Genomic DNA, 23,387 nt, shown 5'->3' with positions numbered 1-23,387 from the left:
CAGTTAAGGACGCATTTATGACCACGATTACTGCCCTGCGCGTTGAAGATATTCGCTTCCCGACCTCGCTGTCACTGGATGGATCGGACGCGATGAACCCGGACCCGGACTATTCCGCCGCGTACGTGATTTTAGAGACCGACACCCCGTCACTGAGCGGCCACGGGCTGACCTTTACCATTGGCCGGGGAAATGAAATTTGCTGCGCCGCAATCCATGCGCTGCAGCATCTGGTGGTCGGGCGCGATCTGGCCACCATCGCCGCAGATATGGGCGCGTTCTGGCGATCCTTTACCAGCGACAGCCAGCTGCGCTGGATTGGCCCGGACAAAGGCGCGATCCACCTGGCGACCGGCGCAGTGATCAACGCGGTGTGGGATTTGTGGAGTAAGGCCGAAGGCAAACCGCTGTGGCGGCTGGTGGCCGAGATGTCGCCGGAAGAGCTGGTGCGCTGTGTGGATTTCCGTTACATCACCGACTGCATCACGCCGGAGGAAGCGCTGGCGCTGCTGCGTCAGCGGGCGGACAACAAAGATCAGCGGCTGCAAACGCTGCTGGCTGACGGCTATCCCTGCTACACCACCTCAGCCGGCTGGCTGGGCTATCCCGATGACAAGCTGCGTCGCCTGTGTCAGGAAGCGGTGGATGCCGGCTTTGATTACCTGAAGCTGAAGGTCGGGCGCGATCTGGAAGATGACATTCGCCGGGTGACCATCGCCCGCGAAGTGATCGGCCCGGATCGCAAACTGATGATCGACGCGAACCAGGTGTGGGAAACCAATGAAGCCATTCCCTGGGTGAACAAGCTGGCGTTTGCCAATCCGTGGTTTATCGAAGAGCCGACCAGCCCGGACGACATCGAAGGCCATCGCCGCATTCGGGAAGGCATCGCGCCGGTCAAAGTGGCCACCGGCGAAATGTGCCAGAACCGCATTATGTTCAAACAGTTCATCATGCGCGGCGCGATCGATGTGGTGCAGATCGATGCCTGCCGGATGGGTGGCGTCAACGAGATCCTCGCGGTGATGCTGATGGCGGCGAAATACGATCTGCCGGTGTGTCCGCATGCCGGCGGCGTCGGGCTGTGCGAATACGTCCAGCATCTGTCGATGATCGACTATCTGTGCATTGCCGGCACCCACGAAGGCCGGGTGATTGAGTTTGTCGATCATCTGCACGAGCACTTTGTTCATCCCTGTGTGATCAAAGGGGCTGCCTATATGCCGCCAGAACATCCCGGATTCTCCATCGAAATGTACCCGGCCTCGATTGAACAATACCGCTTTCGCGCGCTGGAACCGGCCTGATGACGCTGCGGATTGATGCACACCAGCACTTCTGGCGCTACCAGCCGCAGGAATATGGCTGGATCGGTGATGGGATGGCGCGGCTAAAGCAGGATTTCCTGCCTCGCCAGCTGGCGCCTGAGTTGTCGGCACAGGGCATTGACGGCAGCGTGCTGGTGCAGGCGAGGCAAAGCCTGCAGGAGACGCATGGGTTGCTGGATCTGGCCGGACGTTCCCCCGAGGTGAAGGCGGTGATCGGTTGGATCGATCTCCAGCAGGGCGATCTCACGCCACAGCTGGCGGAATGTGAACATCGTGTATTACTGCGCGGCTTCCGCCATCTGATCCAGGACGAGGCCGATCCGGCGGGTTGGATGGCACAGCCATCGGTGCAGTCGGCGATGCAGCAGCTGCAGCGCAAAGAGTACGTCTGGGATCTGCTGGTCACGCACCGGCATCTGGCCGAGGCGACGGCGTTTGCGGCCCGTCACGATGGTCATCTGATGGTGCTGGATCACCTGGGCAAACCGGATCTGGCGGCCGGTGCCAAAAGCTGGGCCAGGCAGATCGCCCCGCTGGCAGCGTTACCGCATGTCAGTTGCAAACTGTCCGGCCTGCTGACCGAGCCCCGCCCGGCGGGCTATGCCATTGACGATCTGCTGCCGTTTATCGATGCGGCCCTCGAGGCGTTTGGCAGCGACCGGGTGCTGGCCGGATCGGACTGGCCGGTCTGCCTGCTGGCGGGCGAGTATGCCGATGCCTGGCAGCTTATTCAGCGCGCCATCGCGCCGTTATCGGCCAGCGAGCAGGACGCCATTTCCGGCGGCAATGCCTGCCGAATCTATCGAATAGAGGACGTTGAAGTATGAATCTTCATCTGCAAAACAAAGTGGTGATCGTGACCGGCGGCGGCTCCGGCATTGGTGCTGCCATCTCGCTGACGCTGGCCGAAGAAGGGGCGATCCCGGTGATTGTCAGCAACAGCGAACCGTCCGCTGAGCTGATGCAACGGCTTCACCAGCATCAGCCAGAGGCGTTTTTCGTGCTGGCGGAATTACAGGACGAATCCAGCTGCATTCAGGCGGTGGAACGCCTCACTCATCAATGTGGCCGCATTGACGGGCTGGTGAATAACGCCGGCGTCAATGACAGCGTGGGTCTGGAAGCCGGAAGGGAAGCCTTTGTGCGCTCGCTGGAAAAGAACCTGATCCATTACTACCTGATGGCGCATTTGTGTCTGGATCATCTGCGAGCCAGCCAGGGCGCCATCGTCAATATCAGCTCGAAGACCGCGCTGACCGGACAGGGAAACACCAGCGGCTATGCCTCGGCAAAAGGCGGCGTGCTGGCGCTGACGCGGGAATGGGCCGCCTCATTGCTCAGTGACGGGATCCGCGTCAATGCGGTTATCCCGGCAGAGGTGATGACGCCGCTATACGAACGCTGGATCAAGAGCTTCGACCAGCCGGAGGAAAAGCTGAAGCAAATTACCCGCCATATTCCGCTTGGCAAGCGGATGACCACGCCGCAGGAAATCGCCGACACCGTGGTCTTTTTGCTGTCGTCGCGGGCCTCGCACACCACCGGGCAATGGCTGACGGTTGACGGCGGCTATTCCCATCTGGACAGGGCGCTGACATGACCGGGAACCGACGTTACTGCCAGGCGCTGGACCTGGCTGACGATCCGCAGCTGATTGCGGAATATCGCCAGTATCACCAGCAGATCTGGCCGGAGATTGCACAACATCTGCGGCGCTACGGCATCGCCGATATGGAAATTTATCTGCTGGGCACCCGGCTGGTGATGGTGATGGAAACCACGCCAGACTTCGACGCCGAGCGGTTCGCACAGTTTAGTGAGCAGGATGCGAAAGTCAGGGAATGGGAGGCGCTGATGTGGACTTATCAGCGGCCAACCCCCTGGACACCCGCCGGAGAAAAATGGGTGGCGATGGAACGGATCTTCTCTCTGCAGGAGCAGAACTAAGTTAATCAACGGGTTCTCTTCTGGCCCTCATCTCTTCACTGCCGGTGTTTTTCGCTGTACTGGCCACAGCTACCGAGGAACGAAACATGTTAGTCAATAAAACGACTGCGCCGGCTTATCGCGAGCGACAAGCGGCAACCAGCTATCGGCTGGCCTTTATTATGGTCACCGTCCTGTTTTTTATGTGGGGACTCTCCTACGGCTTGCTCGACGTGTTGAATAAGCATTTCCAGGAGGTGCTGCACGTCAACAAAGCCCAGTCGGGCCTGTTGCAGGCGGCCTACTTCGGCGCGTACTTTGTGGTGGCGTTACCGGCGGGATTCTTTATGGATCGCTTCGGTTACAAGGCCGGTGTGCTGGTGGGGCTGTGCCTGTATGCGCTGGGTGCGCTGCTGTTTGTTCCTGCCGCTTCAGCCGGCAGTTTTGAGATGTTCCTGCTGGCGCTGTTTGTCATCGCGCTGGGGTTAGGCTGTCTGGAAACGGCGGCCAACCCTTACGCCACAGTGCTGGGCGATCCGGCTGGCGCGGAACGTCGCCTGAATCTGTCACAATCGTTTAATGGCCTGGGGCAGTTTGTTGGCCCGGTGATCGGCGGATCGCTGTTCTTCTCTGCCACGCAGGGCACCACCACCGATGGCCTGGCGTCAGTGAAAACCACCTACGTGGCGATTGCGGCGTTAGTGCTGGTGATTGCCTTTGTCTTTGGCCGCACCCGTCTGCCGGACATTCGCGCGCAGGAAGAAGAGCAGAGCAGCGGCGATGAAAAAAGCCTGTGGCAGCATGGCCACTTTACCGGCGGGGTGATTGCTCAGTTCTTTTATGTCGCCGCGCAGGTGGGCGTCGGTGCCTTCTTTATTAACTACGTTACCGAGCACTGGGCGAACCTCTCTAACCAGAACGCCTCTTACCTGCTGTCGGTGGGGATGGTCAGCTTTATGATTGGCCGCTTCTTCAGCACCTGGCTGATGGGACGCGTTCGTCCGGCGACGCTGCTGGTGGCGTATGCCGCCATCAACATTGTGCTGTGCGCCATCGTGGTGTCGGGGATTGAAACGCTGTCGGTGATTGCGCTGGTGGCGGTGTTCTTCTTTATGTCGATCATGTTCCCGACGCTGTTCGCGATGGGGGTGAAAAACATGGGCAAACAGACTAAACGCGCCAGTTCGCTGATGATTATGGCGATTGTCGGTGGCGCGATTATGCCGTATCTGATGGGCGCGATGGCGGACCGCTACAGCACCGCAACCGCCTACAGCCTGCCTCTGCTGTGCTTTGCCGTAGTGCTGGTATATGCCGTGCGCCAGCGGGCGAAAGCCTGAAGGGTCTTCTCTGAATATTCCGCTCTCTCCGGGCAGCCGCTGGCTGCCCTTTCTTTACATAACATCTGCTTTTCTTCTCGCCAGCCAATGCTTTACCATGGCGTTACTCTTTCGCATCGCACTTATGGATATTCAATGCGTTCTCTGGCCACACTTCTTCCTGCACTGCTGTTACTGACCGCCTGTAGTAGCCATAAACCACCACAGAACGTTGAACCGCAGGGCAATCCCTTTGGCGGCGGCTTCAAGCTGGACCCCGCGCACAACACCACGCCACTGATGGGCGATTTTGCCAACAATCCGGCCACCGAGCGCTTTATCGATAAAATGGTGCGCGAACACGGTTTCCAGCGTCAGCAGCTGCATGATGTGCTGGCGCAGGCCAATAACCTGAACTGGGTTATCCGCCTGATGGATCGCCAGGCGCCGATTTCGCAGGGACCGACCGGGCCAAACGGCGCGGGGATCCGCTACCGGGCCAAGTTTATTACCCCGTCCAACGTGCAAAACGGCGTGATGTTCTGGAACCAGTATCAGGATGCGTTGCAGCGTGCGTATCAAACCTACGGCGTGCCGCCGGAAATTATCGTCGGCATTATTGGCGTCGAAACCCGCTGGGGCCGCGTGATGGGCAAAACCCGCATTATCGATGCGCTCTCAACGCTGGCGTTTAACTATCCGCGTCGGGCCGACTTCTTTAGCGCCGAGCTGGAAACCTTCCTGCTGATGGCAAGGGAAGAGGGTGATGACCCGCTGGATCTGCGCGGCTCTTACGCCGGTGCGATGGGTTACGGCCAGTTTATGCCGTCCTCCTTTAAAAGCTATGCCGTCGATTTCAATGGCGATGGGCACATCAACCTGTTGGATCCGGTGGATGCCATCGGCAGCGTGGCGCACTACTTTAACGCCCATGGCTGGGTGAAAAATGGCACCGTGGCCGTGCCGGCGACCGGTCCCGACACCACCTGGGAAACTGGCTTCAAAACCCGTTATTCCGTCTCGTCGCTGGCCGCTGGCGGCTTCCGTCCGCAGCTGAAGCTGGACGGCAATCAGCAGGTCAGCCTGTTGCGCTTTGATATGGGCACCAGCTACCAGTACTGGTTCGGCTTGCCAAACTTCTATGCCATCACCCGCTATAACCACAGCAATCACTATGCGATGGCGGTGTGGCAACTGGGTCTGGCGGTGAAGGACGCGCGCTAAACCTTAGCGCTGCGTGTCTGAGGAAAGGCCTGCAAACCCCTGCAGGTCTTCTTCCAGCGAGGAGCGGATATGCTGGCGGGTCATCGCTTCAGCCCGATCCTCATCGCCGGTAATCAGCGCATCATGCAGTGCCTGATGCCCACTGACCAGCGGCTCACGCTGCGGCCAGTGGCCTTCTGACCAGCGATACAGCCACTCCATTTTATCCTGTAACTGCTTGTGCCTGCGGTTGAGATGCCCGTGACTCGTCGCGTCCACCAGCGTGCGATGGTAGCGAAGATCGGCCTCGACGCGGCTGTCCATATCACCCTTCTCCGCCTTTGCCAGGCCGTCAAAAGCCTGGTTCAGTTTCTGACGGCTTAGCGGCGTGCGGCGGCTGACGTAAATTCTGGCCGCCAGACATTCCAGCGCTTCCCGCAGCGTGTAGATTTCCCAGATGATTTCGGCGTTTAACGGTGCCACATGACAGCTGAGATAAGGCGAACGTACCACCAGTTCCTGCGCTTCCAGCGCAAACAGCGCCGAGCGAACGGTACCGCGACCCACGCCCATCTGCTGCGCCAGCGCAATCTCGGTCAGCACTTCGCCGGGCTGCAAGCGGCCATGGACAATCTCCCGTCGAAGCCAGTCGATGGCGTTATCCTGCAAACTCTTGCGTACGATGGGATCCTGTTTATCCATGACGAAACCTTAAAAGTTGCGCTGGAAATGGCTGCTGACAAAGGCCCGGCAGCGGTCGGAGTTCGGGTTGGAAAAGACCTGCTCTGGCGGGCCTTCTTCTTCAACCCGACCCTGATGCAGAAAGATCGCCTTGTTCGACACTTCGCGGGCAAAGCCCATTTCGTGGGTGACGATAATCATGGTACGGCCCTCTTCAGCCAGGTCGCGGATCACTTTTAATACGTCACCGACCAGCTCGGGATCGAGGGCTGACGTCGGCTCATCGAACAGGATCGCTTTCGGGTGCTGCGCCAGCGCGCGGGCAATGGCAATACGCTGTTGCTGACCGCCAGAAAGGTGAGCAGGCCAGGCATCCCTCTTCGCCGACAGCCCGACCTTTTCCAGCAGGGCTTCCGCTTCTTCGATGCACTCTTTTTTATTGCGCTTTTGCACATGCACCGGCGCTTCAATGATGTTTTGCAGCACGGTGCGGTGCGGCCACAGATTAAAGCTCTGGAAAACAAAACCGAGCTGCTGACGGATATTGCGCACCGCGGTTTGTTGCGCGTTGGTCAGCGTGCCGTCGCTACCGGTCAGGGTGATTTTTTCGTTGGCGACCTGAATTTCGCCGCCCTGGGGCACTTCCAGAAAAGGAATGCAGCGCAGCAGGGTACTTTTGCCCGAGCCGCTGGCGCCAATTAGCGAAATCACATCGCCGTCGTTGGCGGTCAGGCTGACATCATGCAGCACTTCATGCTGGTCAAAACTCTTCTTTATATTACGCAGTGTCAGCGTGGGTGTGCTCATGCTCTGGCTCCGAACTTATCGGGTGAAAGATATTTCTCAAACAGGGAGAGACCCTTGGTGACGATCAGTGAGATGGCGAGGTAAATCACCGCCGCACTGATAAACACTTCCAGCGCACGGTAGGTGGATGAGACCTCGGCGTTGGCAATCCCGGTGACGTCCATCAGGCTGATGGTGCTGACCAGCGACGTCGACTTGGCCATCGAAATCACTTCATTACTGTAGGCCGGTAAGGCCTGACGGACGGCAATTGGCAGCGTGATCCGCTTGAGGATGGTGAATGTTGACATGCCGCACACCCTCGCGGCTTCAATAGCCCCAGCCGGCACGGCGCGAATGCCGCCTCTGAGAATTTCAGAGGTGTAGGCCGCGTCATTGAGGATCAGGGCCAGCAGCCCGCACCAGTAAGGATCGCGCAGGAACGGCCAGAGAAAGCTGTGGCGAATGGCGCTGATATTGCCCAGGCCGTAATAGATCATAAAAATCTGAATCAGCAACGGCGTGCCGCGGAACAGAAAAACGTAGCTGCGTGCGACATAACTGCCCGCACGCGTGGCGCGCAGTAAGTTGAGAGTCAGCGCCAGCAAACCGCCACCCAACAGCGACAGCACCGCCAGGTTTAAGGTCAGCGGCAGGCCGGCTAACAGCTTCAGAAAGGTCTCTTGTATAAAGGTGATGTCCATGCCCGTGCCCTTAAAGCTGGTGGTAATTCTGACCGCGCAAAGACCATTTCTCAGCCTGACGGATCACAAACTCAGAGACGGTGGTGATCAGCAAATAAATCACTGCGCCAACGGCAAAGAAGAAGAAGGGCATCTGCGTCGAGCCGGAAGCCACCTGCACCTGATTCATGGTTTCGACCAGGCCGGTCACCGACACCAGCGCCGACTCTTTAATTGCCGACTGCCACTGATTGCCCAGTCCGGGGATGGCGGTGGTCAGCGCCTGCGGGACGATCACCCGCCGGAACATCAGCGATTTTCCCATGCCGACCACCGTGGCGGCTTCCAGCGTGCCTTTGGGGATGCTGTGATAAGAGCCACGGAACACTTCAGCCTGTCCGGCACCCGAAATCAACCCGATCGCCAGCGCGCCCGCGACAAAGCCGCTGATATCAAACGGCCCCTGCATGCCCAGTGCGTGACCAAAGAAGGCCAGCACCTGACGACCGCCAAAGTAGAAGATATAGATGACGATCAGGTCAGGAATACCGCGTAACACCACGGTATAGCCTTCCGCCAGTCGCCGCATCCAGCGATTGCCGCCAATCTTCGCCCAGGCCACCAGGCTGCCAATTACCGATCCCAGCAAAAAAGCGCAGAGCGACACGGATACCGTCACGCCAGCGGCTTTCAGCAGCACGGGGCCCCATCCGTCGGGGCCAAAACTCAGAAGTTGCCAGTCAATACCCATCAGGAACTCCGGTCATTATTGTGGCGATAAATCCATGCCAAACCATTTGACGATCAGCGCCTTCATCGTGCCGTCTTTCACCATTGAATCGATAGCGGTGTTCAGTTTCGCCTGCAGTTCCGTGTCGTCTTTACGCATGCCGATCGCCGAACCCGATCCCAGTACGCCATTCTGGAAGGTGTATCCGGTCAGTGCGCCATTGCCGTTTGAACGCTTCACGTAGGCCGTCAGGTTAGGAACCGCCGCCATCACCATATCCACGCGGCCGGCATCGAGGTCGAAGAAGGTATCTTTGCCGCCAGGATAGGTGCGGATCGTGGCGATATCACCAAAGTATTTTTTCAGGAAGTCAGCCTGAATGGTGGCTACCTGCACACCAATCGTTTTGCCTTTCACCAGCTTAGCGATGCTGTCGATGGCCGGTTTGCTGGCGGCATCATCGGTCAGTGAAATGCGGGTGCCGGTGCCGGGCAGGTTGGGGATGCTGCTGTCTTTGGTGGTGACAAAGCCCGAGCCGCCGTTGATGTACGGGCTGGTGAAGTTAATGGTTTCCTGACGCTTAGGGGTGATCGACACCGCATCGACGATCGCATCATATTTACCGTCCAGCAGGCCTGGGATCATGCCGCCCCAGCTCTGGGCGACGATTTTGTAGTTAAAGCCCGCGCGCTTAGCGATCTCTTTGATCATATCGGGTTCGAAGCCGACAATTTCACCCGATGGCGTGGTCTGGTTGTATGGAGGGAAGGCGCCTTCGGTGGCGAAGGTCAGTGACGAGAGGTCTCTCGCCTGTAACTGTGGCAGAACCAGCAGGCCCAATGCGGCAATGGCACCGGTAAGGAAACGTTTGCGTGTCAGAATCATGTGCTACCCCTGAGAAAGTGAAAAACGGATTAAGAGAGAATATCCAGCGTTAAACGCGTCAGCGCGATGGCACCGACGCTGATGCAGCCTTCGTCTGGCTGATAGTCTGAGTTATGGACATGGTCATTACGGCCAGGCTGAGCCGACCCAATATGGATCTGACAGGCCGGAACCCGGTCGGAAAAGTAGGAGAAGTCTTCAGCGCCGAAGCTTCTGCCTTGCTGCACTTCAGGCTGCTGCTTAAACTGGCGGGTGATGCTTTGCTCAGCGAGGTCGACCATCCGGTCGTCATTGAGCAGCGGCGGAACGCCACGCTGATAGTTGATCTCCACCTTGACGTTCATCGACAGCGCCACTCCGGCACACACGCGGCGGAAGGCGGCTTCAATATGATCGCGTGAGGCGGCCGAGCGCGCCCGTACCGTGCCCCGAAACAGGCAGGAATCCGGAATAATATTGTGGATGGCGCCGCCTTCAATGTGCCCCACGGTCAATACCGCTGACTGGGCTGGATCCATCTCGCGGGAGATGATGGTTTGCAGTTGGGTAATCAAATACGCGGTGGCAACAATCGGGTCCGCAGCGGCATGAGGACGGGCGGCGTGACCGGAGATGCCGATCACCTGCACGTCGAACTCATCGCAGGACGCGGTACTGGCGCCACGGGTCAGCAGAATATTACCTACCGCCAGTTCCGGGCGGTTATGGAAAGTGATCGCCATGTCCTGGCCATCGGCGGCTCCGTCGGCAATCATCGCCGCGGCACCGCTTTCGGTGGTCTCTTCCGCCGGCTGGAAGATCAGGCGCACCGACCCTTTCAGCAACGGCTGCAGCTCTTTCAGCGTGGCCGCCACGCCCAGCAGGGTTGCCGTGTGCAGGTCATGACCGCAGGCGTGCATTTTGCCCGGCCAGACGCTGGCAAACGGCAATCCGGTTTTCTCTTCGATAGGCAGGGCGTCCATATCGGCACGCAGCAACAGACTTGGGCCTGACTCTGCACCGTGAATATCCAGCATGACGCCGGTTTTTCCCACGCCGGTCTGCGGCTCAAAGCCTAATCTCTGCAGCTCCTGGGCGATCACGTCTGCCGTACGATGCGTATCAAAACCCAGCTCCGGATGCGCATGGATATCGCGGCGCAGCGCAATCAGGTGGGGCGCCAACCCTTTCACCATCCCGGCAATTTTTTCATCAAGGCCCTCAGGCTGAGATGCGTTCATTCATAACCTCACAGTGGGAAAAATCGCTGGTCAAAAGATAGACAATTGATTGTCGACAATCGATAATGGCCAAAAAATCAACAGGAAACAAGCCGCTATGCGTAAAAATGCCACCTTGCTGGCTGGACTCGGCCATTACACCTGCCCGCAAAGCGGTGGGCTTGTGCCGCCTGTTCAGAGCAGCGTTACCTCGGTTATCGACGGCAGTGAAGGCGCACTGGGCTATGCCCGTAGCGGAAACTCGTCGGTATTACTGGCTGAATCGCTGCTCAACACCCTCGAAAACGGTCAGGGTTGTGCCTTCTTCAACGCCGGGGCGTCTGCAGCCTGGGCCGTACTTTCTACCCTTACACCGGGTGACGGCGTGATCCTCGAAGCGGATTGCTATTACGGGTTTCGTACCATCATCAGCCGCTACTGCCAGCGGCAGGGGATCGCCTTAACGCTGGTGGACCTTTGTAACCTGGAAGCGGTCGGGCAGGCAACGCGTCAGGGTCATACGAATTTGATCTGGGCCGAGCTGCCCACCAATCCCTTATGGAAAATTGCCGATATTGCGGCGCTGGCGAAGGTGGCTCATCGGGTGGGGGCGAGGCTGGTGGTGGATGCCACCGTGGCCACGCCGTTATGGCTCAACGCGCTGACGCTGGGGGCGGACGTGGTGCTGCATTCGGCGACCAAATACCTGAATGGCCACGGCGATTTAACGGCTGGCGCGCTGGTGACCGCCAGCCCGGACGCGTGGTGGCAGGAGATTATCGCTTACCGCACCGCATCCGGTTCGGTGTTGCCGGCAATGGAAGCCTGGCTGCTGTTACGCGGAATGCGTACGCTTGCGCTTCGGGTGGAAAGGGCCTCTGAGAATGCGTTGAAGATCGCGCGCTGGCTGGCACAGCAGCCTGGCGTCTCCGGGGTGCACTATCCCGGGCTGGAACAGAATCCCCATTTTGCCCGCGCTGAGGCCCAGTTCTCTGGTGGCTTTGGCGCGATGCTCTCTTTCCAGCTCAGCGCCGGTGCCAAAGCCGCCGCCGCGTTTTGTCGTCGCACCCGCGTCTTCCGTCATTCAACATCATTAGGGTCGACCGAAAGCCTGATTGAACACCGTCGCAGTACGGAAGGCGAAGGATCTCGTTGTCCTGACGATCTGCTGCGCCTGTCGGTGGGCATTGAAGACTGCGCGGATCTGCTTGCCGATCTTGCCCAGGCGTTAGATGCTACAGTTAATGCGTAGGGTTGACCGTTATGATGAGGAACACATGAAAGACTGGAATCCCGATCTTTACCGTCAGTTCGAAGCTGAACGGACGCGTCCTGCCACCGAATTACTCTCCCGCATTCCCCTCCGACATGTCAGCCGTGCCACCGATCTGGGGTGCGGACCGGGCAACAGTACCGAGCTGCTCTGTCAGGCCTGGCCAGAAGCCCGCGTGACGGGGCTGGACAGCTCGCAGGCGATGCTGGAGCAGGCGCTGAAACGACTGCCTGATTGCCATTTCGTGCAGACCGATATCCGTCACTGGCAGGCTGACGTGCCGCAGGAGGTGATTTACGCCAACGCTTCTTTGCAGTGGCTGACCGATCATCAGCAGTTATTCCCCCATTTGGTGGCGCAGCTGGCTTCCGGTGGCGTGCTGGCAATCCAGATGCCTGATAACCTCGACCAGCCGACGCACAGCCTGATGCGCAAAGTAGCGGAAGACCGCCGGTGGGCAGAGAAAATTGGCCCGGGTGCCGCCGACCGCAAGAAACTGCTCAGCACCGAAGCGTATTACGATTTGCTGAGTGCGGCGGGCTGCAAGGTCGATATCTGGCGCACCACTTATTACCATGTGATGCCGTCGCATCAGGCGATGGTGGACTGGCTGAAGGCGACCGGCTTGCGGCCGTTTCTGACCCCACTGAGTGAACCGGATCAAGAGGCTTTCCTCGCGGAATATTTGCGTGAGCTGGCCGGTGCTTATTCGGTCCGTCAGGATGGCAATGTGCTGATGCCTTTCCCTCGGCTGTTTATGGTGGCCCGAAAAGGGTGAGCCTGCGTTTTTACTGGAAGACGGCGCGCAAATACGGCGTTTGCGGCCTCTTTTAACGAGAAAAAATGCTAGGCTTGCGGTTCTGTTAGTGAGGGAAAAGAGGAGTCGGGATGACGGACACAGAATTAATGCAGCTGAGTAAGGACATCGGGCAGCGGCTGTTACACCGCAAGGCGACGGTGACGGCGGCGGAGTCCTGCACCGGCGGCTGGATCGCCAAAGTGCTGACCGATATCGCCGGCAGTTCGCAATGGTTTGAGCGCGGCTTCGTGACCTACAGTAATGAGGCGAAAGCGGATTTAGTTGGCGTGACTGCCGCCTCGCTGGCGCGTTTTGGTGCCGTCAGCGAACCGGTGGTGCGGGAAATGGCCGAAGGCGCGCGGCAGCAGGCGCGGGCGAATTTTGCACTATCTGTCAGTGGGATAGCCGGCCCGGATGGCGGTTCGGCAGAAAAACCCGTGGGCACGGTCTGGTTCGGTTTTGCCGCCGAAGGCAAAGAGACGCTGGCCCAACGCCAGGTTTTCTCCGGTGACCGTGAAGCGGTTCGCCGTCAGGCCACCGCCTGGGCGCTCCAGACCCTGCGCGATCATTTTCTCGAAAATTAAACTTGATACTGTATGACCATACAGTATAATCAGCCCCATATTGAGTATATGCAAAGCCGCGTGTGCGTGTGCTTTACCCCGCATGATTAGGAGCGAAAATGGCTATCGACGAAAACAAGCAAAAAGCACTGGCAGCAGCGCTGGGCCAGATTGAAAAGCAATTTGGTAAAGGCTCCATCATGCGCCTGGGTGAAGACCGTACCATGGACGTGGAAACCATTTCGACCGGTTCCCTGTCACTGGATATCGCACTGGGTGCGGGCGGCCTGCCAATGGGGCGTATCGTTGAAATCTATGGCCCTGAGTCTTCCGGTAAAACCACGCTGACCCTGCAGGTAATTGCTTCTGCACAGCGTAAAGGTAAAACCTGTGCGTTTATCGATGCAGAGCATGCCCTTGACCCGGTCTATGCCAAAAAGCTTGGCGTAGATATCGATAACCTGCTGTGTTCTCAGCCGGACACCGGTGAGCAGGCGCTGGAAATCTGTGACGCGTTGGCCCGCTCAGGTGCGGTAGACGTGATCATCGTTGACTCTGTGGCTGCACTGACGCCGAAAGCAGAAATCGAAGGTGAAATTGGTGACTCTCATATGGGCCTTGCGGCACGTATGATGAGCCAGGCAATGCGTAAGCTGGCCGGTAACCTGAAAAACTCTGGCACCCTGCTGATCTTCATCAACCAGATCCGTATGAAAATTGGTGTGATGTTCGGTAACCCGGAAACCACGACCGGTGGTAACGCGCTGAAGTTCTACGCTTCTGTCCGTCTGGATATCCGCCGTATTGGCGCGATTAAAGAAGGTGACGAAGTCGTCGGCAGCGAAACCCGCGTGAAGGTGGTGAAGAACAAAATTGCTGCGCCATTCAAGCAGGCTGAGTTCCAGATCATGTATGGTGAAGGCATCAACATTTACGGTGAGCTGGTAGACCTGGGCGTGAAGCACAAGCTGATTGAAAAAGCCGGTGCCTGGTACAGCTACAACGGCGATAAGATTGGTCAGGGTAAAGCGAATTCAGGCAACTTCCTGAAAGAGAACCCGGCTATCGCCAACGAAATTGAAGCTAAACTGCGTGCTACGCTGCTGACCAACCCGGACACCAAGCCTGATTTTGTGGCAACGGCGGCCGAGCTGGATGAAACCAGCGAAACCAACGAAAACTTCTGATTTCGTTCCTGACAGCCTCCGCTGTCAGCATGTGAAAAAAGGAACGGGATTAAATCCGTTCCTTTTTTTGTTTCTTGCTTTCAACCTCGCTACCCTTACCTTGTGATCCCCCTTTAAACCTGAAAAAACGTGGAGCAAGATGTCTGACGCCACTGAACGTAGCCAGTTCGCTCGCCTGCTGGATCGGGCAATGCGCATTCTTGCCATGCGCGATCACAGCGAAGTTGAGTTTCGCCGCAAGCTGGCGTTGTCAGCCGAACGCGCCGCGATGTATGCCAAAAACAAGTCTCAGGAACCGGAGACCATCACGCCGGAGCAAATCGACCGCGTGGTGGCCTGGTGCTATGAAAACCGCTATCTGGATGATGCCCATTTTGCCGAGCGTTTTGTCGCCAGCCGCAGCCGAAAAGGCTATGGCCCACAGCGTATTCGGATGGAGATGGGGCAGAAGGGGATAGACAAGGCGCTGACGGATGAGGTGCTGGCCAATAGCGAAATTGACTGGGCGCGCCAGGCATTTGAAGTCGCTGAACGCAAATTTGGCTTACCGCTGCCTACCGACTGGAAGGAGAAAGCCAAAGTCCAACGCTATCTGATGACCAAAGGCTTCTTTTCCGACGATATTCGCGCCATTTTCTCAAATTTTGACGAATGACCGACGATGGGATTTTACTTCCCCCCGAAGAAAATTTATCTTATTCACCACTTTTTGTTCGTGAGTTGCCAGCGAAGACTAACGCTTTCTGGCGAGGTAAGACTCACGAAACAGTCTTTAGCGTGATTCAGGGACAATTATGAGCAAGAGCACTGCGGAGATTCGCCAGGCGTTTCTCGACTTTTTCCAAAGCAAGGGACATCAGGTTGTAGCCAGTAGCTCCCTCGTCCCAAACAACGATCCGACGTTGTTGTTCACTAACGCCGGGATGAACCAGTTTAAAGATGTTTTCCTCGGTCAGGATAAGCGCAACTATTCCCGCGCCACCACCTCTCAGCGCTGCGTGCGCGCGGGTGGCAAGCATAACGACCTGGAAAACGTGGGCTATACCGCCCGTCACCACACTTTCTTTGAAATGCTGGGTAACTTCAGCTTCGGCGACTATTTCAAGCGCGAGGCCATTGGCTTTGCGTGGGAACTGTTGACCGGCGCGCAGTGGTTTAACCTGCCGAAAGAGAAACTGTGGGTCACCGTTTACGAGACCGATGACGAAGCCTTCGACATCTGGGAAAAAGAAGTGGGCGTGCCGCGTGAGCGCATTATCCGCATCGGTGATAATAAGGGCGGCGCGTATGCCTCCGATAACTTCTGGCAGATGGGCGATACCGGTCCTTGCGGCCCGTGCTCCGAGATCTTCTTCGACCATGGCGATCACATCTGGGGTGGCCCTCCGGGTAGCCCGGAAGAAGATGGCGATCGCTTTATCGAGATCTGGAACATCGTCTTTATGCAGTTCAACCGTCAGCCAGACGGAACCATGCTGCCGTTGCCTAAGCCATCTGTCGATACCGGCATGGGCCTGGAGCGTATTACTGCCGTTCTGCAGCACGTTAATTCTAACTACGAAATCGACCTGTTCGCCAGGCTGATCGCGTCGGTTGCTGAGGTGACGGGCGCCACGGATTTGACCAGCAAATCCCTGCGCGTGATTGCCGATCATATTCGTTCTTGTGCCTTCCTGATTGCTGACGGGGTTATCCCTTCGAATGAGAACCGTGGCTACGTGCTGCGCCGCATCATTCGTCGTGCTGTCCGTCATGGCAACATGCTGGGCGCGCAGGGCAGCTTCTTCTGGAAACTCGTTGGGCCGTTGATTTCTGTGATGGGTTCCGCGGGCGAAGAGCTGGCAAGCCAGCAGTCTCAGGTTGAGCAGATCCTGAAAACAGAAGAAGAGCAGTTTGCTAAAACGCTGGAGCGTGGTCTGGCGCTGCTGGATGAAGAGCTGGAGAAATTGCAGGGCGATACGCTGGATGGCGAAACCGTCTTCCGTCTGTATGACACCTTCGGCTTCCCGGCTGACCTGACGGCTGACGTTTGCCGTGAAAGAAATCTGAAGATTGATGAGGCTGGCTTCGAGAAAGCCATGGAGCAGCAGCGTCAACGTGCGCGTGAGGCCAGTGGCTTCGGCGCTGATTACAGCAAAGTGATCCAGATTGATGCCGCGTCTGCCTTCAAAGGCTACGAGCAGCTTGAACTGAACTCCACCGTGACCGCTATTTTTGTCGACGGCAAACCGGCGACAGAGATTGTGGCAGGGCAGGAAGGGGTGATTGTGCTGGATGAGACGCCATTCTATGGCGAATCGGGTGGCCAGGTTGGCGATACCGGCGAGCTGAAAGGCGATGCAGCCACCTTTACCGTTAACGACACGCAAAAATACGGTCAGGCGATTGGTCATACTGGCACGCTGGCCGCCGGTCAAATCCGCATTGGCGATCGTCTGTCTGCGCAGGTTGACCAGGCACGTCGTGACCGCATTCGTCTGAATCACTCTGCTACGCACCTGTTACATGCTGCATTACGTCAGGTTCTGGGTCATCATGTGGCGCAGAAAGGCTCTCTGGTTAACGACAAATACCTGCGTTTTGATTTCTCGCATTTTGAAGCGATGAAGCCAGAAGAAATTCGCCAGGTTGAAGAGATTGTTAATGCCCAGGTTCGTCGCAATCTGGCCATTGAAACCAATATCATGGAGCTGGAAGCCGCCAAATCCCATGGTGCGATGGCGCTGTTCGGTGAGAAGTATGACGATCACGTGCGTGTGCTGAGCATGGGTGACTTCTCCACGGAACTTTGTGGCGGTACCCACGCCAGCCGTACCGGTGATATCGGCCTGTTCCGCATTCTGTCTGAGTCGGGTACGGCAGCCGGCGTGCGTCGTATTGAGGCAGTAACCGGTGAAGGCGCGTTGGGCCTGATGTATGCCCAGAGCGAGCAGTTGCAGGAGATTGCCCATCTGATTAAAGCCAACAACAGCAACCTGAACGAAAAGGTACGTGCGATGATTGATCACGTACGTGGCCTGGAAAGGGAGCTGCAGCAGCTTAAGGATCAGCAGGCGGCGCAGGAGAGTGCGTCCCTGAGCAGTAAAGCGATTCAAATTAAAGGCACCAGGTTGCTGGTCAGTGAATTGAGCAACGTTGAGCCGAAGATGCTGCGTACGATGGTCGACGAGCTGAAAAATCAGCTCAAGTCAGCGATCATCGTGCTGGCGACCGTGGCGGATGGGAAAGTCTCCCTGATTGCCGGGGTAACGAAAGATCTGACCGATCGGGTTAAAGCCGGCGAACTGGTGGGCGAACTGGCTCAGCAGGTTGGCGGTAAAGGTGGTGGTCGTCCTGATATGGCTCAGGCGGGTGGCACCGATGCTCAGGCGCTGCCTGCGGCACTGGCAGGCGTTGAGTCGTGGGTCGCTGCAAAGCTGTAACAAAATAAAAAATGCGCGCAGAAGGCGCTGTGGAGTCACTCCATGGCGCTTACTGATGGGTGCACTCTTAAAAAACACAAAGTCAGGTTAGCGAAGGGTATTTCGGCTAAACTAAGTATCAGCAGAATGTATTGGTATGATGGTGCACTTGTGGTGTATTTGTCATAGTCTATATTTAGCGTTATACGATGGATAATGCCGGGCGACAGTTAACCCGACTCTTTTAATCTTTCAAGGAGCAAAGAATGCTTATTCTAACTCGTCGAGTTGGTGAAACCCTCATGATTGGCGATGAGGTGACTGTAACGGTGCTGGGTGTGAAAGGGAACCAGGTTCGCATCGGTGTGAACGCCCCTAAAGAAGTGTCTGTCCATCGCGAAGAGATCTATCAGCGTATTCAGGCCGAAAAAACTCAGCAAACGAGTTACTAACGGATCCGGCGTCTCGCTACGCTTAGCGAGGCGCTACCGGTTTTTTTCCTCATCCCTGCCATTCTTCTGTCTTAAATCCCCCGTTCCGCTTTCTCTGTTGCCCTGAACTGTTCACTGTTTCTGCCTCAATACCGCTTTCGATTGCCCTGTTTTGGCTGTCGTGGCCCAAAATCTTCCCTCAATCGTATTTTCTTGCGCTGAGCTTATTGCATTATCGCCGGGGTATTATTGTTGATATTTCAATCTTTTTGTCGCCAAAACACTCGTATTGCCTGCGAATTGTGCAATCAAACACGTAGGGGGAAAAATTGTTTGACTTATAAGTCCGCCAAAGTAATATGTGCGCCACGCAGTGCCGATGAGCAGTTATCAAGTTCTGAAGCACAACTCGCAAGAGTGCGTACTGGTGAGGTGGCCGAGAGGCTGAAGGCGCTCCCCTGCTAAGGGAGTATGCGGTCAAAAGCTGCATCCGGGGTTCGAATCCCCGCCTCACCGCCATTTGCATCCATAGCTCAGCTGGATAGAGTACTCGGCTACGAACCGAGCGGTCGGAGGTTCGAATCCTCCTGGATGCACCATTTTACGAGAGAGTTTGAACGAAACTTTTTTGTGTGTAGTACGATACTTGTTAGCAGCTTGTATCACGGTGAGTCGTTAGCACCCTGCGTTATACCAGAATATGTCATGCATCCATAGCTCAGCTGGATAGAGTACTCGGCTACGAACCGAGCGGTCGGAGGTTCGAATCCTCCTGGATGCACCATTTCTGAGAAGTGAAAGCGTTCCTTCGAATGGCAATTAGTTTCTTCTGTATCACCTCAGGTTTGTCGCGTTATCTCCCCTTAGCTTTTCCGATGCATCCATAGCTCAGCTGGATAGAGTACTCGGCTACGAACCGAGCGGTCGGAGGTTCGAATCCTCCTGGATGCACCATATTTTGCAATTCTGGCAGCGCCAGAATTCAGATTTTACGGTCTTTGTAGTCGACTGAGTTGTCTCTCTCAACAATTCAGCCAGCGCACTTGATGGTATCATCGCATTACCCCTCAGCATTACCGCATTTCCCAATGCATCCATAGCTCAGCTGGATAGAGTACTCGGCTACGAACCGAGCGGTCGGAGGTTCGAATCCTCCTGGATGCACCATATTTTGCAAGTTTTACAGCTCCTCCGGTTTGGCAAAGTTACCTGTGATTGAAGCCAGCACCAGGGAGGATAACGTTGCTTCAGCAACGGCCCGTAAGGGTGAGGCGAAGCCGAATAATCCTCCTGGATGCACCATATTCCCCAAGTCTTACAGCTCCTCCGGTTTGGCAAAGTTACCTGTGATTGAAGCCAGCACAAAGGATGATTACCGTTCCGCACAACATCTCCTCTTCACAACAATTCACCACCCTCATAATATTAACCCTCTGATTACCCTGTAAAAAACATGTCTACTCCTGTTTAGAACCCTCTGAGCTTATTCTCACGCCAAATTCTGATAATGAAAATCCCTATGTAAATCAAGGCATTTGCGGATCCATGCCAACAGCGACAAGTGCACCGCTTTACGCTAAAGTAATTGTTCACTTGATCAAGGATGGAGAGAGCAGAATGTACGACAGTTATGCAGGGTTGATATTCGATATGGATGGCACCATTTTGGACACGGAGCCAACGCATCGTAAGGCCTGGCATGACGTTCTGGCACGTCATGGCTTGCACTTTGATGAACGCTCGGTGATTGGCCTGAATGGCTCACCGACCTGGCGTATTGCTGAAGTGATCATCGCCAGTCATCAAAGTACGCTGGACCCTTTTAAGCTGGCGGAAGAAAAAACCGTGGCGCTAAAAGAGATGCTCTTTGATACCGTGCGTCCACTGCCGCTGATTGAGGTGGTGAAAGCCTATAAAGGGCGTCGTCCGATGGCGGTAGGGACCGGTAGCGAACATGCGATGGCAGAAGCCTTGCTGCAGCATCTGGGGCTACGTGAGTACTTCGATGTGATTGTGGGGGCCGATGACGTCACCCGCCACAAACCCGAGCCAGAAACCTTTGTGCGCTGCGCAGAGTTGATGAAGGTGGTCCCATCACGTTGCGTGGTGTTTGAAGACGCAGATTTTGGCATTCAGGCAGCTCAGGCCGCAGGAATGGACTTCGTCGATGTACGTTTGCTGTGAGTGACTGGCTCGCTTACGGGTCGATGTTCGCCAGCAGCTTTCTCAGTGCAACCTTACTGCCCGGCAGTTCAGAAGTGTTACTGGCGGGCTTGCTGATAGCAGGAAAGGTTTCAGTGAGTGGCATTGTTGCAACCGCAGCACTTGGTAACACGCTAGGCGGTCTGACAAATATTATCATTGGTCGCTGGCTGCCGTTAAAACAGCAGGGGCGATGGCATAACACAGCAACGGCGTGGCTGCACCGTTTGGGGCCTGCTGCGCTGCTATTGAGTTGGTTGCCAGTGATTGGCGACCTGCTATGCGTTCTCGCTGGCTGGCTACGTTTTGCCTGGCTGCCGATGGTGTTTTTTCTCGCCGTGGGTAAGACCTTGCGTTACATAGCGTTGGCGTACGCAACACTACAGGGCATGGATTGGTGGCATTGATTCGCGAATAATCGGCGCTACGGTTAACATTATGCTTAACAATAATAAGTTTTTCTCCGAGCGGGAGGTCAATTTGATCCCGGACGTATCACAGGCGCTTTCCTGGCTGGAAGCTCATCCTGACGCATTAAAAGGTATTGGTCGCGGTATTGAACGCGAAACGCTGCGCGTCAGACCAGATGGTCATCTGGCGACCACCGGCCACCCAAAATCTCTTGGCTCGGCGTTAACGCACAAGTGGATCACCACGGATTTTGCGGAAACGCTGCTCGAATTCATTACGCCGGTAGAAGGCGATATCGACAAACTGTTGGCCTTTTTACGGGATATCCACCGTCATACCTCCCGCGATTTAGGCGAAGAGCGTATGTGGCCAATGAGCATGCCGTGCCTGATTGAAGACAGTCAGAATATCGAACTGGCTCAGTACGGCAGCTCCAACATCGGTAAGATGAAAACGCTCTACCGTGAAGGCTTAAAAAACCGCTACGGTTCGCTGATGCAGGTTATTTCCGGCGTCCATTACAACTTCTCGCTGCCGCTCTCTTTCTGGCAGGCATGGGGAGAAGGTAAGGATGAGAAGAGCGGGCAGGACGCGATCTCCGAAGGCTATCTGCGCCTGATCCGTAACTACTACCGTTTTGGCTGGGTCATTCCTTATCTGTTCGGCGCATCTCCGGCGATCTGCTCTTCGTTCCTGCAGGGAAAAGAGACTAAGTTGCCGTTCGAGAAAACGGAAAAGGGCATGCTGTATCTGCCTTATGCCACCTCATTACGTCTGAGCGACCTCGGTTATACCAACAAATCTCAGAACGGTCTGGGCATCACCTTCAATAATCTGCCCGATTATGTGAAGGCTCTGAAAGCGGCGATTAAAACGCCGTCGAAAGAGTATGGCGAGATGGGCATTAAGGACGAGCAGGGTAACTGGTTGCAGCTGAACACCAACGTGCTGCAGATTGAAAACGAGCTTTATGCGCCAATCCGTCCTAAACGCGTCACGCGTTCCGGCGAGAACCCGTCTGACGCGCTGCTGCGTGGTGGGATTGAGTATATCGAAGTCCGTTCACTGGATATCAACCCGTTCTCAGCCATTGGCGTCGATGAGAATCAGGTCCGCTTCCTGGATCTGTTCCTGATTTGGTGTACGCTGGCCGATGCGCCGGAGATGAGCAGTGACGAGCTGCTGTGCACCCGGACCAACTGGAACCGCGTGATCCTTGAAGGACGTAAGCCTGGCTTAATGTTGGGCATGGGTTGTGGTGAAGCGCAGCATCCGCTGGCAGAAGTGGGCAAAACGCTGTTCAAAGATCTGCGTCGCGTGGCTGAAACACTGGATAGCCAGCAGGGAAATCATTTGTATCAGGAAGTGTGTGACCGTCTGGTTGCTTCTTTCGACGATCCGGATTTGACCTATTCAGCACGTTTCCTGAATGCCCTGAAAGATAACGGCATTGACGGCACGGGGCTGGCCCTGGCGGAACAGTATCGCCATCAGCTGGCTGAAGAGTCGTTGGAAATTTTGAGTGAGTCTGATTTTGAGCAGGAAGCTGTTCGCTCAAATGCGAGTCAGCAGGAAATCGAAGAAAGTGATACGCTTAACTTTGAAGACTTCTTAAAGAGTCGCAGTTAAGAAAAGAAAATGGCCACATTGCTGTGGCCAAAATAACATCTCTGTTGTCAGGGATGATGATAACAAAATTGCGCGTCTTTCATATATTCAGACCGGGCACGACAGAGAAAGTTTCACTGATTCGAAAATAAATTCATTAGTTGAGGTAACAATATGCCATTGCTGGATAGCTTTACTGTCGATCATACGATTATGGCGGCACCTGCGGTTCGTGTAGCTAAGACCATGAACACTCCTCATGGCGATACCATTACCGTTTTCGACCTGCGTTTCTGCAAGCCAAACAAAGAAGTGATGCCTGAGCGCGGGATCCACACGCTGGAGCACCTGTTTGCTGGCTTCATGCGTAACCACCTGAACGGTGATGGCGTGGAGATCATTGATATCTCCCCAATGGGTTGCCGTACCGGCTTCTACATGAGCCTGATTGGTACACCTGATGAGCAGCGTGTGGCAAAAGCCTGGAAAGGGGCAATGCAGGACGTGCTGAAAGTCACCGACCAGCGCAAAATCCCTGAACTGAACGAATATCAGTGCGGCACGTTTGAGATGCACTCTTTAGATGAAGCGCAGGATATTGCACGTCACATTATCGACAACGACATTCGCGTGAACCATAACGACGAACTGGCGCTGCCGAAAGACAAACTGCAGGAACTGCACATCTAGTTTGTCCGGGGCAAGTGAGCTTGCCCCAACGTCTTACCTTCTGAACAGGGCGGAAAATTTCCCGCCCTTTTTTACCGCCCGC

Annotated in this window: 23 protein-coding genes and 5 tRNA genes; 22 read left to right on the top strand and 6 right to left on the bottom strand. The window is 56.0% G+C overall.

Going from position 1 to position 23,387, the window contains the following annotated elements; translation table 11 throughout:
* The first annotated feature begins 17 nt into the window (after positions 1-17).
* The 6 genes from E2F51_RS02010 to mltB all read left to right on the top strand — a co-directional run bounded on the left by E2F51_RS02010 (position 18) and on the right by mltB (position 5,797).
* The gene (locus E2F51_RS02010; protein WP_013203513.1) at positions 18-1,307 is read left to right on the top strand and encodes an L-fuconate dehydratase; all 1,290 of its coding nucleotides are present in this window, start codon (positions 18-20) and stop codon (positions 1,305-1,307) included.
* Positions 1,307-2,155, top strand: coding sequence for an amidohydrolase (locus E2F51_RS02005; protein ID WP_134822613.1), 849 nt, complete (start codon positions 1,307-1,309; stop codon positions 2,153-2,155). Before E2F51_RS02010 ends, E2F51_RS02005 begins: the two co-directional genes overlap by 1 nt.
* A complete protein-coding gene (locus E2F51_RS02000) occupies positions 2,152-2,928 on the top strand; it encodes an SDR family oxidoreductase (RefSeq protein WP_134822612.1) in 777 nt (258 codons plus the stop codon). Before E2F51_RS02005 ends, E2F51_RS02000 begins: the two co-directional genes overlap by 4 nt.
* The gene (locus E2F51_RS01995; protein WP_105760038.1) at positions 2,925-3,275 is read left to right on the top strand and encodes an L-rhamnose mutarotase; all 351 of its coding nucleotides are present in this window, start codon (positions 2,925-2,927) and stop codon (positions 3,273-3,275) included. Before E2F51_RS02000 ends, E2F51_RS01995 begins: the two co-directional genes overlap by 4 nt.
* 86 nt (positions 3,276-3,361) lie before the next feature.
* Positions 3,362-4,594, top strand: a complete 1,233-nt coding sequence (fucP, locus tag E2F51_RS01990) for an L-fucose:H+ symporter permease (protein WP_053143899.1) — start codon at positions 3,362-3,364, stop codon at positions 4,592-4,594.
* Between the two features lie 135 nt (positions 4,595-4,729).
* Positions 4,730-5,797, top strand: a complete 1,068-nt coding sequence (gene mltB, locus E2F51_RS01985) for a lytic murein transglycosylase B (RefSeq protein ID WP_134822611.1) — start codon at positions 4,730-4,732, stop codon at positions 5,795-5,797.
* A gap of 3 nt (positions 5,798-5,800) precedes the next feature.
* Here mltB and E2F51_RS01980 read toward each other — a convergent pair whose 3' ends face one another.
* Genes E2F51_RS01980 through E2F51_RS01955 form a run of 6 tightly spaced genes read right to left on the bottom strand, consistent with a single transcriptional unit; the run spans position 5,801 to position 10,761 of the window.
* The gene (locus E2F51_RS01980; RefSeq protein ID WP_105760035.1) at positions 5,801-6,478 is read right to left on the bottom strand and encodes a GntR family transcriptional regulator; all 678 of its coding nucleotides are present in this window, start codon (positions 6,476-6,478) and stop codon (positions 5,801-5,803) included.
* A 9-nt stretch (positions 6,479-6,487) separates the two neighbouring features.
* Positions 6,488-7,264 carry an ABC transporter ATP-binding protein gene (locus E2F51_RS01975; protein WP_105760034.1) on the bottom strand — a complete coding sequence of 259 codons (777 nt, stop codon included), beginning with the start codon at positions 7,262-7,264 and terminating at the stop codon, positions 6,488-6,490.
* Positions 7,261-7,947, bottom strand: coding sequence for an ABC transporter permease (locus E2F51_RS01970; protein ID WP_105760033.1), 687 nt, complete (start codon positions 7,945-7,947; stop codon positions 7,261-7,263). The genes E2F51_RS01975 and E2F51_RS01970 overlap by 4 nt, the downstream gene beginning before the upstream one ends.
* A 10-nt stretch (positions 7,948-7,957) precedes the next feature.
* Entirely contained in the window at positions 7,958-8,677 is a 720-nt protein-coding gene (locus tag E2F51_RS01965; RefSeq protein ID WP_134822610.1) for an ABC transporter permease, read from the bottom strand.
* 15 nt (positions 8,678-8,692) lie between these two features.
* A complete protein-coding gene (locus E2F51_RS01960) occupies positions 8,693-9,541 on the bottom strand; it encodes a transporter substrate-binding domain-containing protein (RefSeq protein ID WP_134822609.1) in 849 nt (282 codons plus the stop codon).
* Between the two features lie 29 nt (positions 9,542-9,570).
* Complete coding sequence (locus tag E2F51_RS01955; RefSeq protein ID WP_134822608.1) at positions 9,571-10,761, bottom strand: M20 family metallopeptidase; 1,191 nt, start codon at positions 10,759-10,761, stop codon at positions 9,571-9,573.
* 97 nt (positions 10,762-10,858) lie between these two features.
* Between E2F51_RS01955 and E2F51_RS01950 the strand changes: the two genes are divergently transcribed.
* From E2F51_RS01950 to luxS, 16 genes are all read left to right on the top strand, one after another.
* Positions 10,859-11,992: a PLP-dependent aspartate aminotransferase family protein gene (locus E2F51_RS01950; RefSeq protein ID WP_134822607.1), complete on the top strand. Its 1,134-nt coding sequence runs from the start codon at positions 10,859-10,861 to the stop codon at positions 11,990-11,992.
* 25 nt (positions 11,993-12,017) lie between these two features.
* Positions 12,018-12,791, top strand: coding sequence for a trans-aconitate 2-methyltransferase (tam, locus tag E2F51_RS01945; RefSeq protein ID WP_013203500.1), 774 nt, complete (start codon positions 12,018-12,020; stop codon positions 12,789-12,791).
* A 110-nt stretch (positions 12,792-12,901) separates the two neighbouring features.
* Entirely contained in the window at positions 12,902-13,396 is a 495-nt protein-coding gene (pncC, locus tag E2F51_RS01940; RefSeq protein WP_134822606.1) for a nicotinamide-nucleotide amidase, read from the top strand.
* Positions 13,397-13,494: 98 nt separating this feature from the next.
* A complete protein-coding gene (gene recA / locus E2F51_RS01935; protein ID WP_013203498.1) occupies positions 13,495-14,562 on the top strand; it encodes a recombinase RecA in 1,068 nt (355 codons plus the stop codon).
* A gap of 139 nt (positions 14,563-14,701) precedes the next feature.
* Positions 14,702-15,217, top strand: a complete 516-nt coding sequence (locus E2F51_RS01930; protein WP_013203497.1) for a regulatory protein RecX — start codon at positions 14,702-14,704, stop codon at positions 15,215-15,217.
* Between the two features lie 139 nt (positions 15,218-15,356).
* Entirely contained in the window at positions 15,357-17,984 is a 2,628-nt protein-coding gene (alaS, locus tag E2F51_RS01925) for an alanine--tRNA ligase (protein ID WP_134822605.1), read from the top strand.
* Positions 17,985-18,229: 245 nt separating this feature from the next.
* Entirely contained in the window at positions 18,230-18,415 is a 186-nt protein-coding gene (csrA, locus tag E2F51_RS01920) for a carbon storage regulator CsrA (protein WP_004155916.1), read from the top strand.
* A gap of 405 nt (positions 18,416-18,820) precedes the next feature.
* Positions 18,821-18,913: transfer RNA gene (locus tag E2F51_RS01915), tRNA-Ser, on the top strand.
* Between the two features lie 3 nt (positions 18,914-18,916).
* Positions 18,917-18,993, top strand: a tRNA-Arg gene (locus tag E2F51_RS01910).
* A gap of 108 nt (positions 18,994-19,101) precedes the next feature.
* A tRNA-Arg gene (locus E2F51_RS01905) sits at positions 19,102-19,178 on the top strand.
* Between the two features lie 93 nt (positions 19,179-19,271).
* A tRNA-Arg gene (locus tag E2F51_RS01900) sits at positions 19,272-19,348 on the top strand.
* Positions 19,349-19,484: 136 nt separating this feature from the next.
* A tRNA-Arg gene (locus E2F51_RS01895) sits at positions 19,485-19,561 on the top strand.
* 450 nt (positions 19,562-20,011) lie between these two features.
* On the top strand, positions 20,012-20,578 hold the full coding sequence (yqaB, locus tag E2F51_RS01890; RefSeq protein WP_134822604.1) for a fructose-1-phosphate/6-phosphogluconate phosphatase: 567 nt from the start codon (positions 20,012-20,014) through the stop codon (positions 20,576-20,578).
* Positions 20,575-21,003: a YqaA family protein gene (locus E2F51_RS01885; protein ID WP_041692106.1), complete on the top strand. Its 429-nt coding sequence runs from the start codon at positions 20,575-20,577 to the stop codon at positions 21,001-21,003. The genes yqaB and E2F51_RS01885 overlap by 4 nt, the downstream gene beginning before the upstream one ends.
* Before the next feature lie 31 nt (positions 21,004-21,034).
* Positions 21,035-22,636: a glutamate--cysteine ligase gene (gshA, locus tag E2F51_RS01880; protein WP_134822603.1), complete on the top strand. Its 1,602-nt coding sequence runs from the start codon at positions 21,035-21,037 to the stop codon at positions 22,634-22,636.
* Between the two features lie 153 nt (positions 22,637-22,789).
* Positions 22,790-23,305: an S-ribosylhomocysteine lyase gene (luxS, locus tag E2F51_RS01875; RefSeq protein WP_013203492.1), complete on the top strand. Its 516-nt coding sequence runs from the start codon at positions 22,790-22,792 to the stop codon at positions 23,303-23,305.
* Positions 23,306-23,387: the final 82 nt, after the last annotated feature.

The sequence above is a fragment of the Erwinia sp. QL-Z3 genome (genome assembly GCF_004551645.1).
Taxonomy (GTDB): Bacteria; Pseudomonadota; Gammaproteobacteria; order Enterobacterales; family Enterobacteriaceae; genus Erwinia; species Erwinia billingiae.
This window is presented reverse-complemented; position numbering and strand designations above follow the sequence as displayed.

What these genes read in the sequence shown, in the direction of transcription:
- alaS (WP_134822605.1), top strand. Translation starts at nt 15,357, where the DNA reads ATGAGCAAGAGCACTGCGGAGATTCGCCAGGCGTTTCTCGACTTTTTC.
- mltB (WP_134822611.1), top strand. Translation starts at nt 4,730, where the DNA reads ATGCGTTCTCTGGCCACACTTCTTCCTGCACTGCTGTTACTGACCGCC.
- E2F51_RS02010 (WP_013203513.1), top strand. Translation starts at nt 18, where the DNA reads ATGACCACGATTACTGCCCTGCGCGTTGAAGATATTCGCTTCCCGACC.
- csrA (WP_004155916.1), top strand. Translation starts at nt 18,230, where the DNA reads ATGCTTATTCTAACTCGTCGAGTTGGTGAAACCCTCATGATTGGCGAT.
- E2F51_RS01970 (WP_105760033.1), bottom strand. Translation starts at nt 7,947, where the DNA reads ATGGACATCACCTTTATACAAGAGACCTTTCTGAAGCTGTTAGCCGGC.
- E2F51_RS01965 (WP_134822610.1), bottom strand. Translation starts at nt 8,677, where the DNA reads ATGGGTATTGACTGGCAACTTCTGAGTTTTGGCCCCGACGGATGGGGC.
- E2F51_RS01955 (WP_134822608.1), bottom strand. Translation starts at nt 10,761, where the DNA reads ATGAACGCATCTCAGCCTGAGGGCCTTGATGAAAAAATTGCCGGGATG.
- pncC (WP_134822606.1), top strand. Translation starts at nt 12,902, where the DNA reads ATGACGGACACAGAATTAATGCAGCTGAGTAAGGACATCGGGCAGCGG.
- E2F51_RS02005 (WP_134822613.1), top strand. Translation starts at nt 1,307, where the DNA reads ATGACGCTGCGGATTGATGCACACCAGCACTTCTGGCGCTACCAGCCG.
- E2F51_RS01960 (WP_134822609.1), bottom strand. Translation starts at nt 9,541, where the DNA reads ATGATTCTGACACGCAAACGTTTCCTTACCGGTGCCATTGCCGCATTG.
- luxS (WP_013203492.1), top strand. Translation starts at nt 22,790, where the DNA reads ATGCCATTGCTGGATAGCTTTACTGTCGATCATACGATTATGGCGGCA.
- fucP (WP_053143899.1), top strand. Translation starts at nt 3,362, where the DNA reads ATGTTAGTCAATAAAACGACTGCGCCGGCTTATCGCGAGCGACAAGCG.
- E2F51_RS01995 (WP_105760038.1), top strand. Translation starts at nt 2,925, where the DNA reads ATGACCGGGAACCGACGTTACTGCCAGGCGCTGGACCTGGCTGACGAT.
- recA (WP_013203498.1), top strand. Translation starts at nt 13,495, where the DNA reads ATGGCTATCGACGAAAACAAGCAAAAAGCACTGGCAGCAGCGCTGGGC.
- E2F51_RS01980 (WP_105760035.1), bottom strand. Translation starts at nt 6,478, where the DNA reads ATGGATAAACAGGATCCCATCGTACGCAAGAGTTTGCAGGATAACGCC.
- gshA (WP_134822603.1), top strand. Translation starts at nt 21,035, where the DNA reads ATGCTTAACAATAATAAGTTTTTCTCCGAGCGGGAGGTCAATTTGATC.
- E2F51_RS01975 (WP_105760034.1), bottom strand. Translation starts at nt 7,264, where the DNA reads ATGAGCACACCCACGCTGACACTGCGTAATATAAAGAAGAGTTTTGAC.
- yqaB (WP_134822604.1), top strand. Translation starts at nt 20,012, where the DNA reads ATGTACGACAGTTATGCAGGGTTGATATTCGATATGGATGGCACCATT.
- E2F51_RS02000 (WP_134822612.1), top strand. Translation starts at nt 2,152, where the DNA reads ATGAATCTTCATCTGCAAAACAAAGTGGTGATCGTGACCGGCGGCGGC.
- E2F51_RS01950 (WP_134822607.1), top strand. Translation starts at nt 10,859, where the DNA reads ATGCGTAAAAATGCCACCTTGCTGGCTGGACTCGGCCATTACACCTGC.
- tam (WP_013203500.1), top strand. Translation starts at nt 12,018, where the DNA reads ATGAAAGACTGGAATCCCGATCTTTACCGTCAGTTCGAAGCTGAACGG.
- E2F51_RS01930 (WP_013203497.1), top strand. Translation starts at nt 14,702, where the DNA reads ATGTCTGACGCCACTGAACGTAGCCAGTTCGCTCGCCTGCTGGATCGG.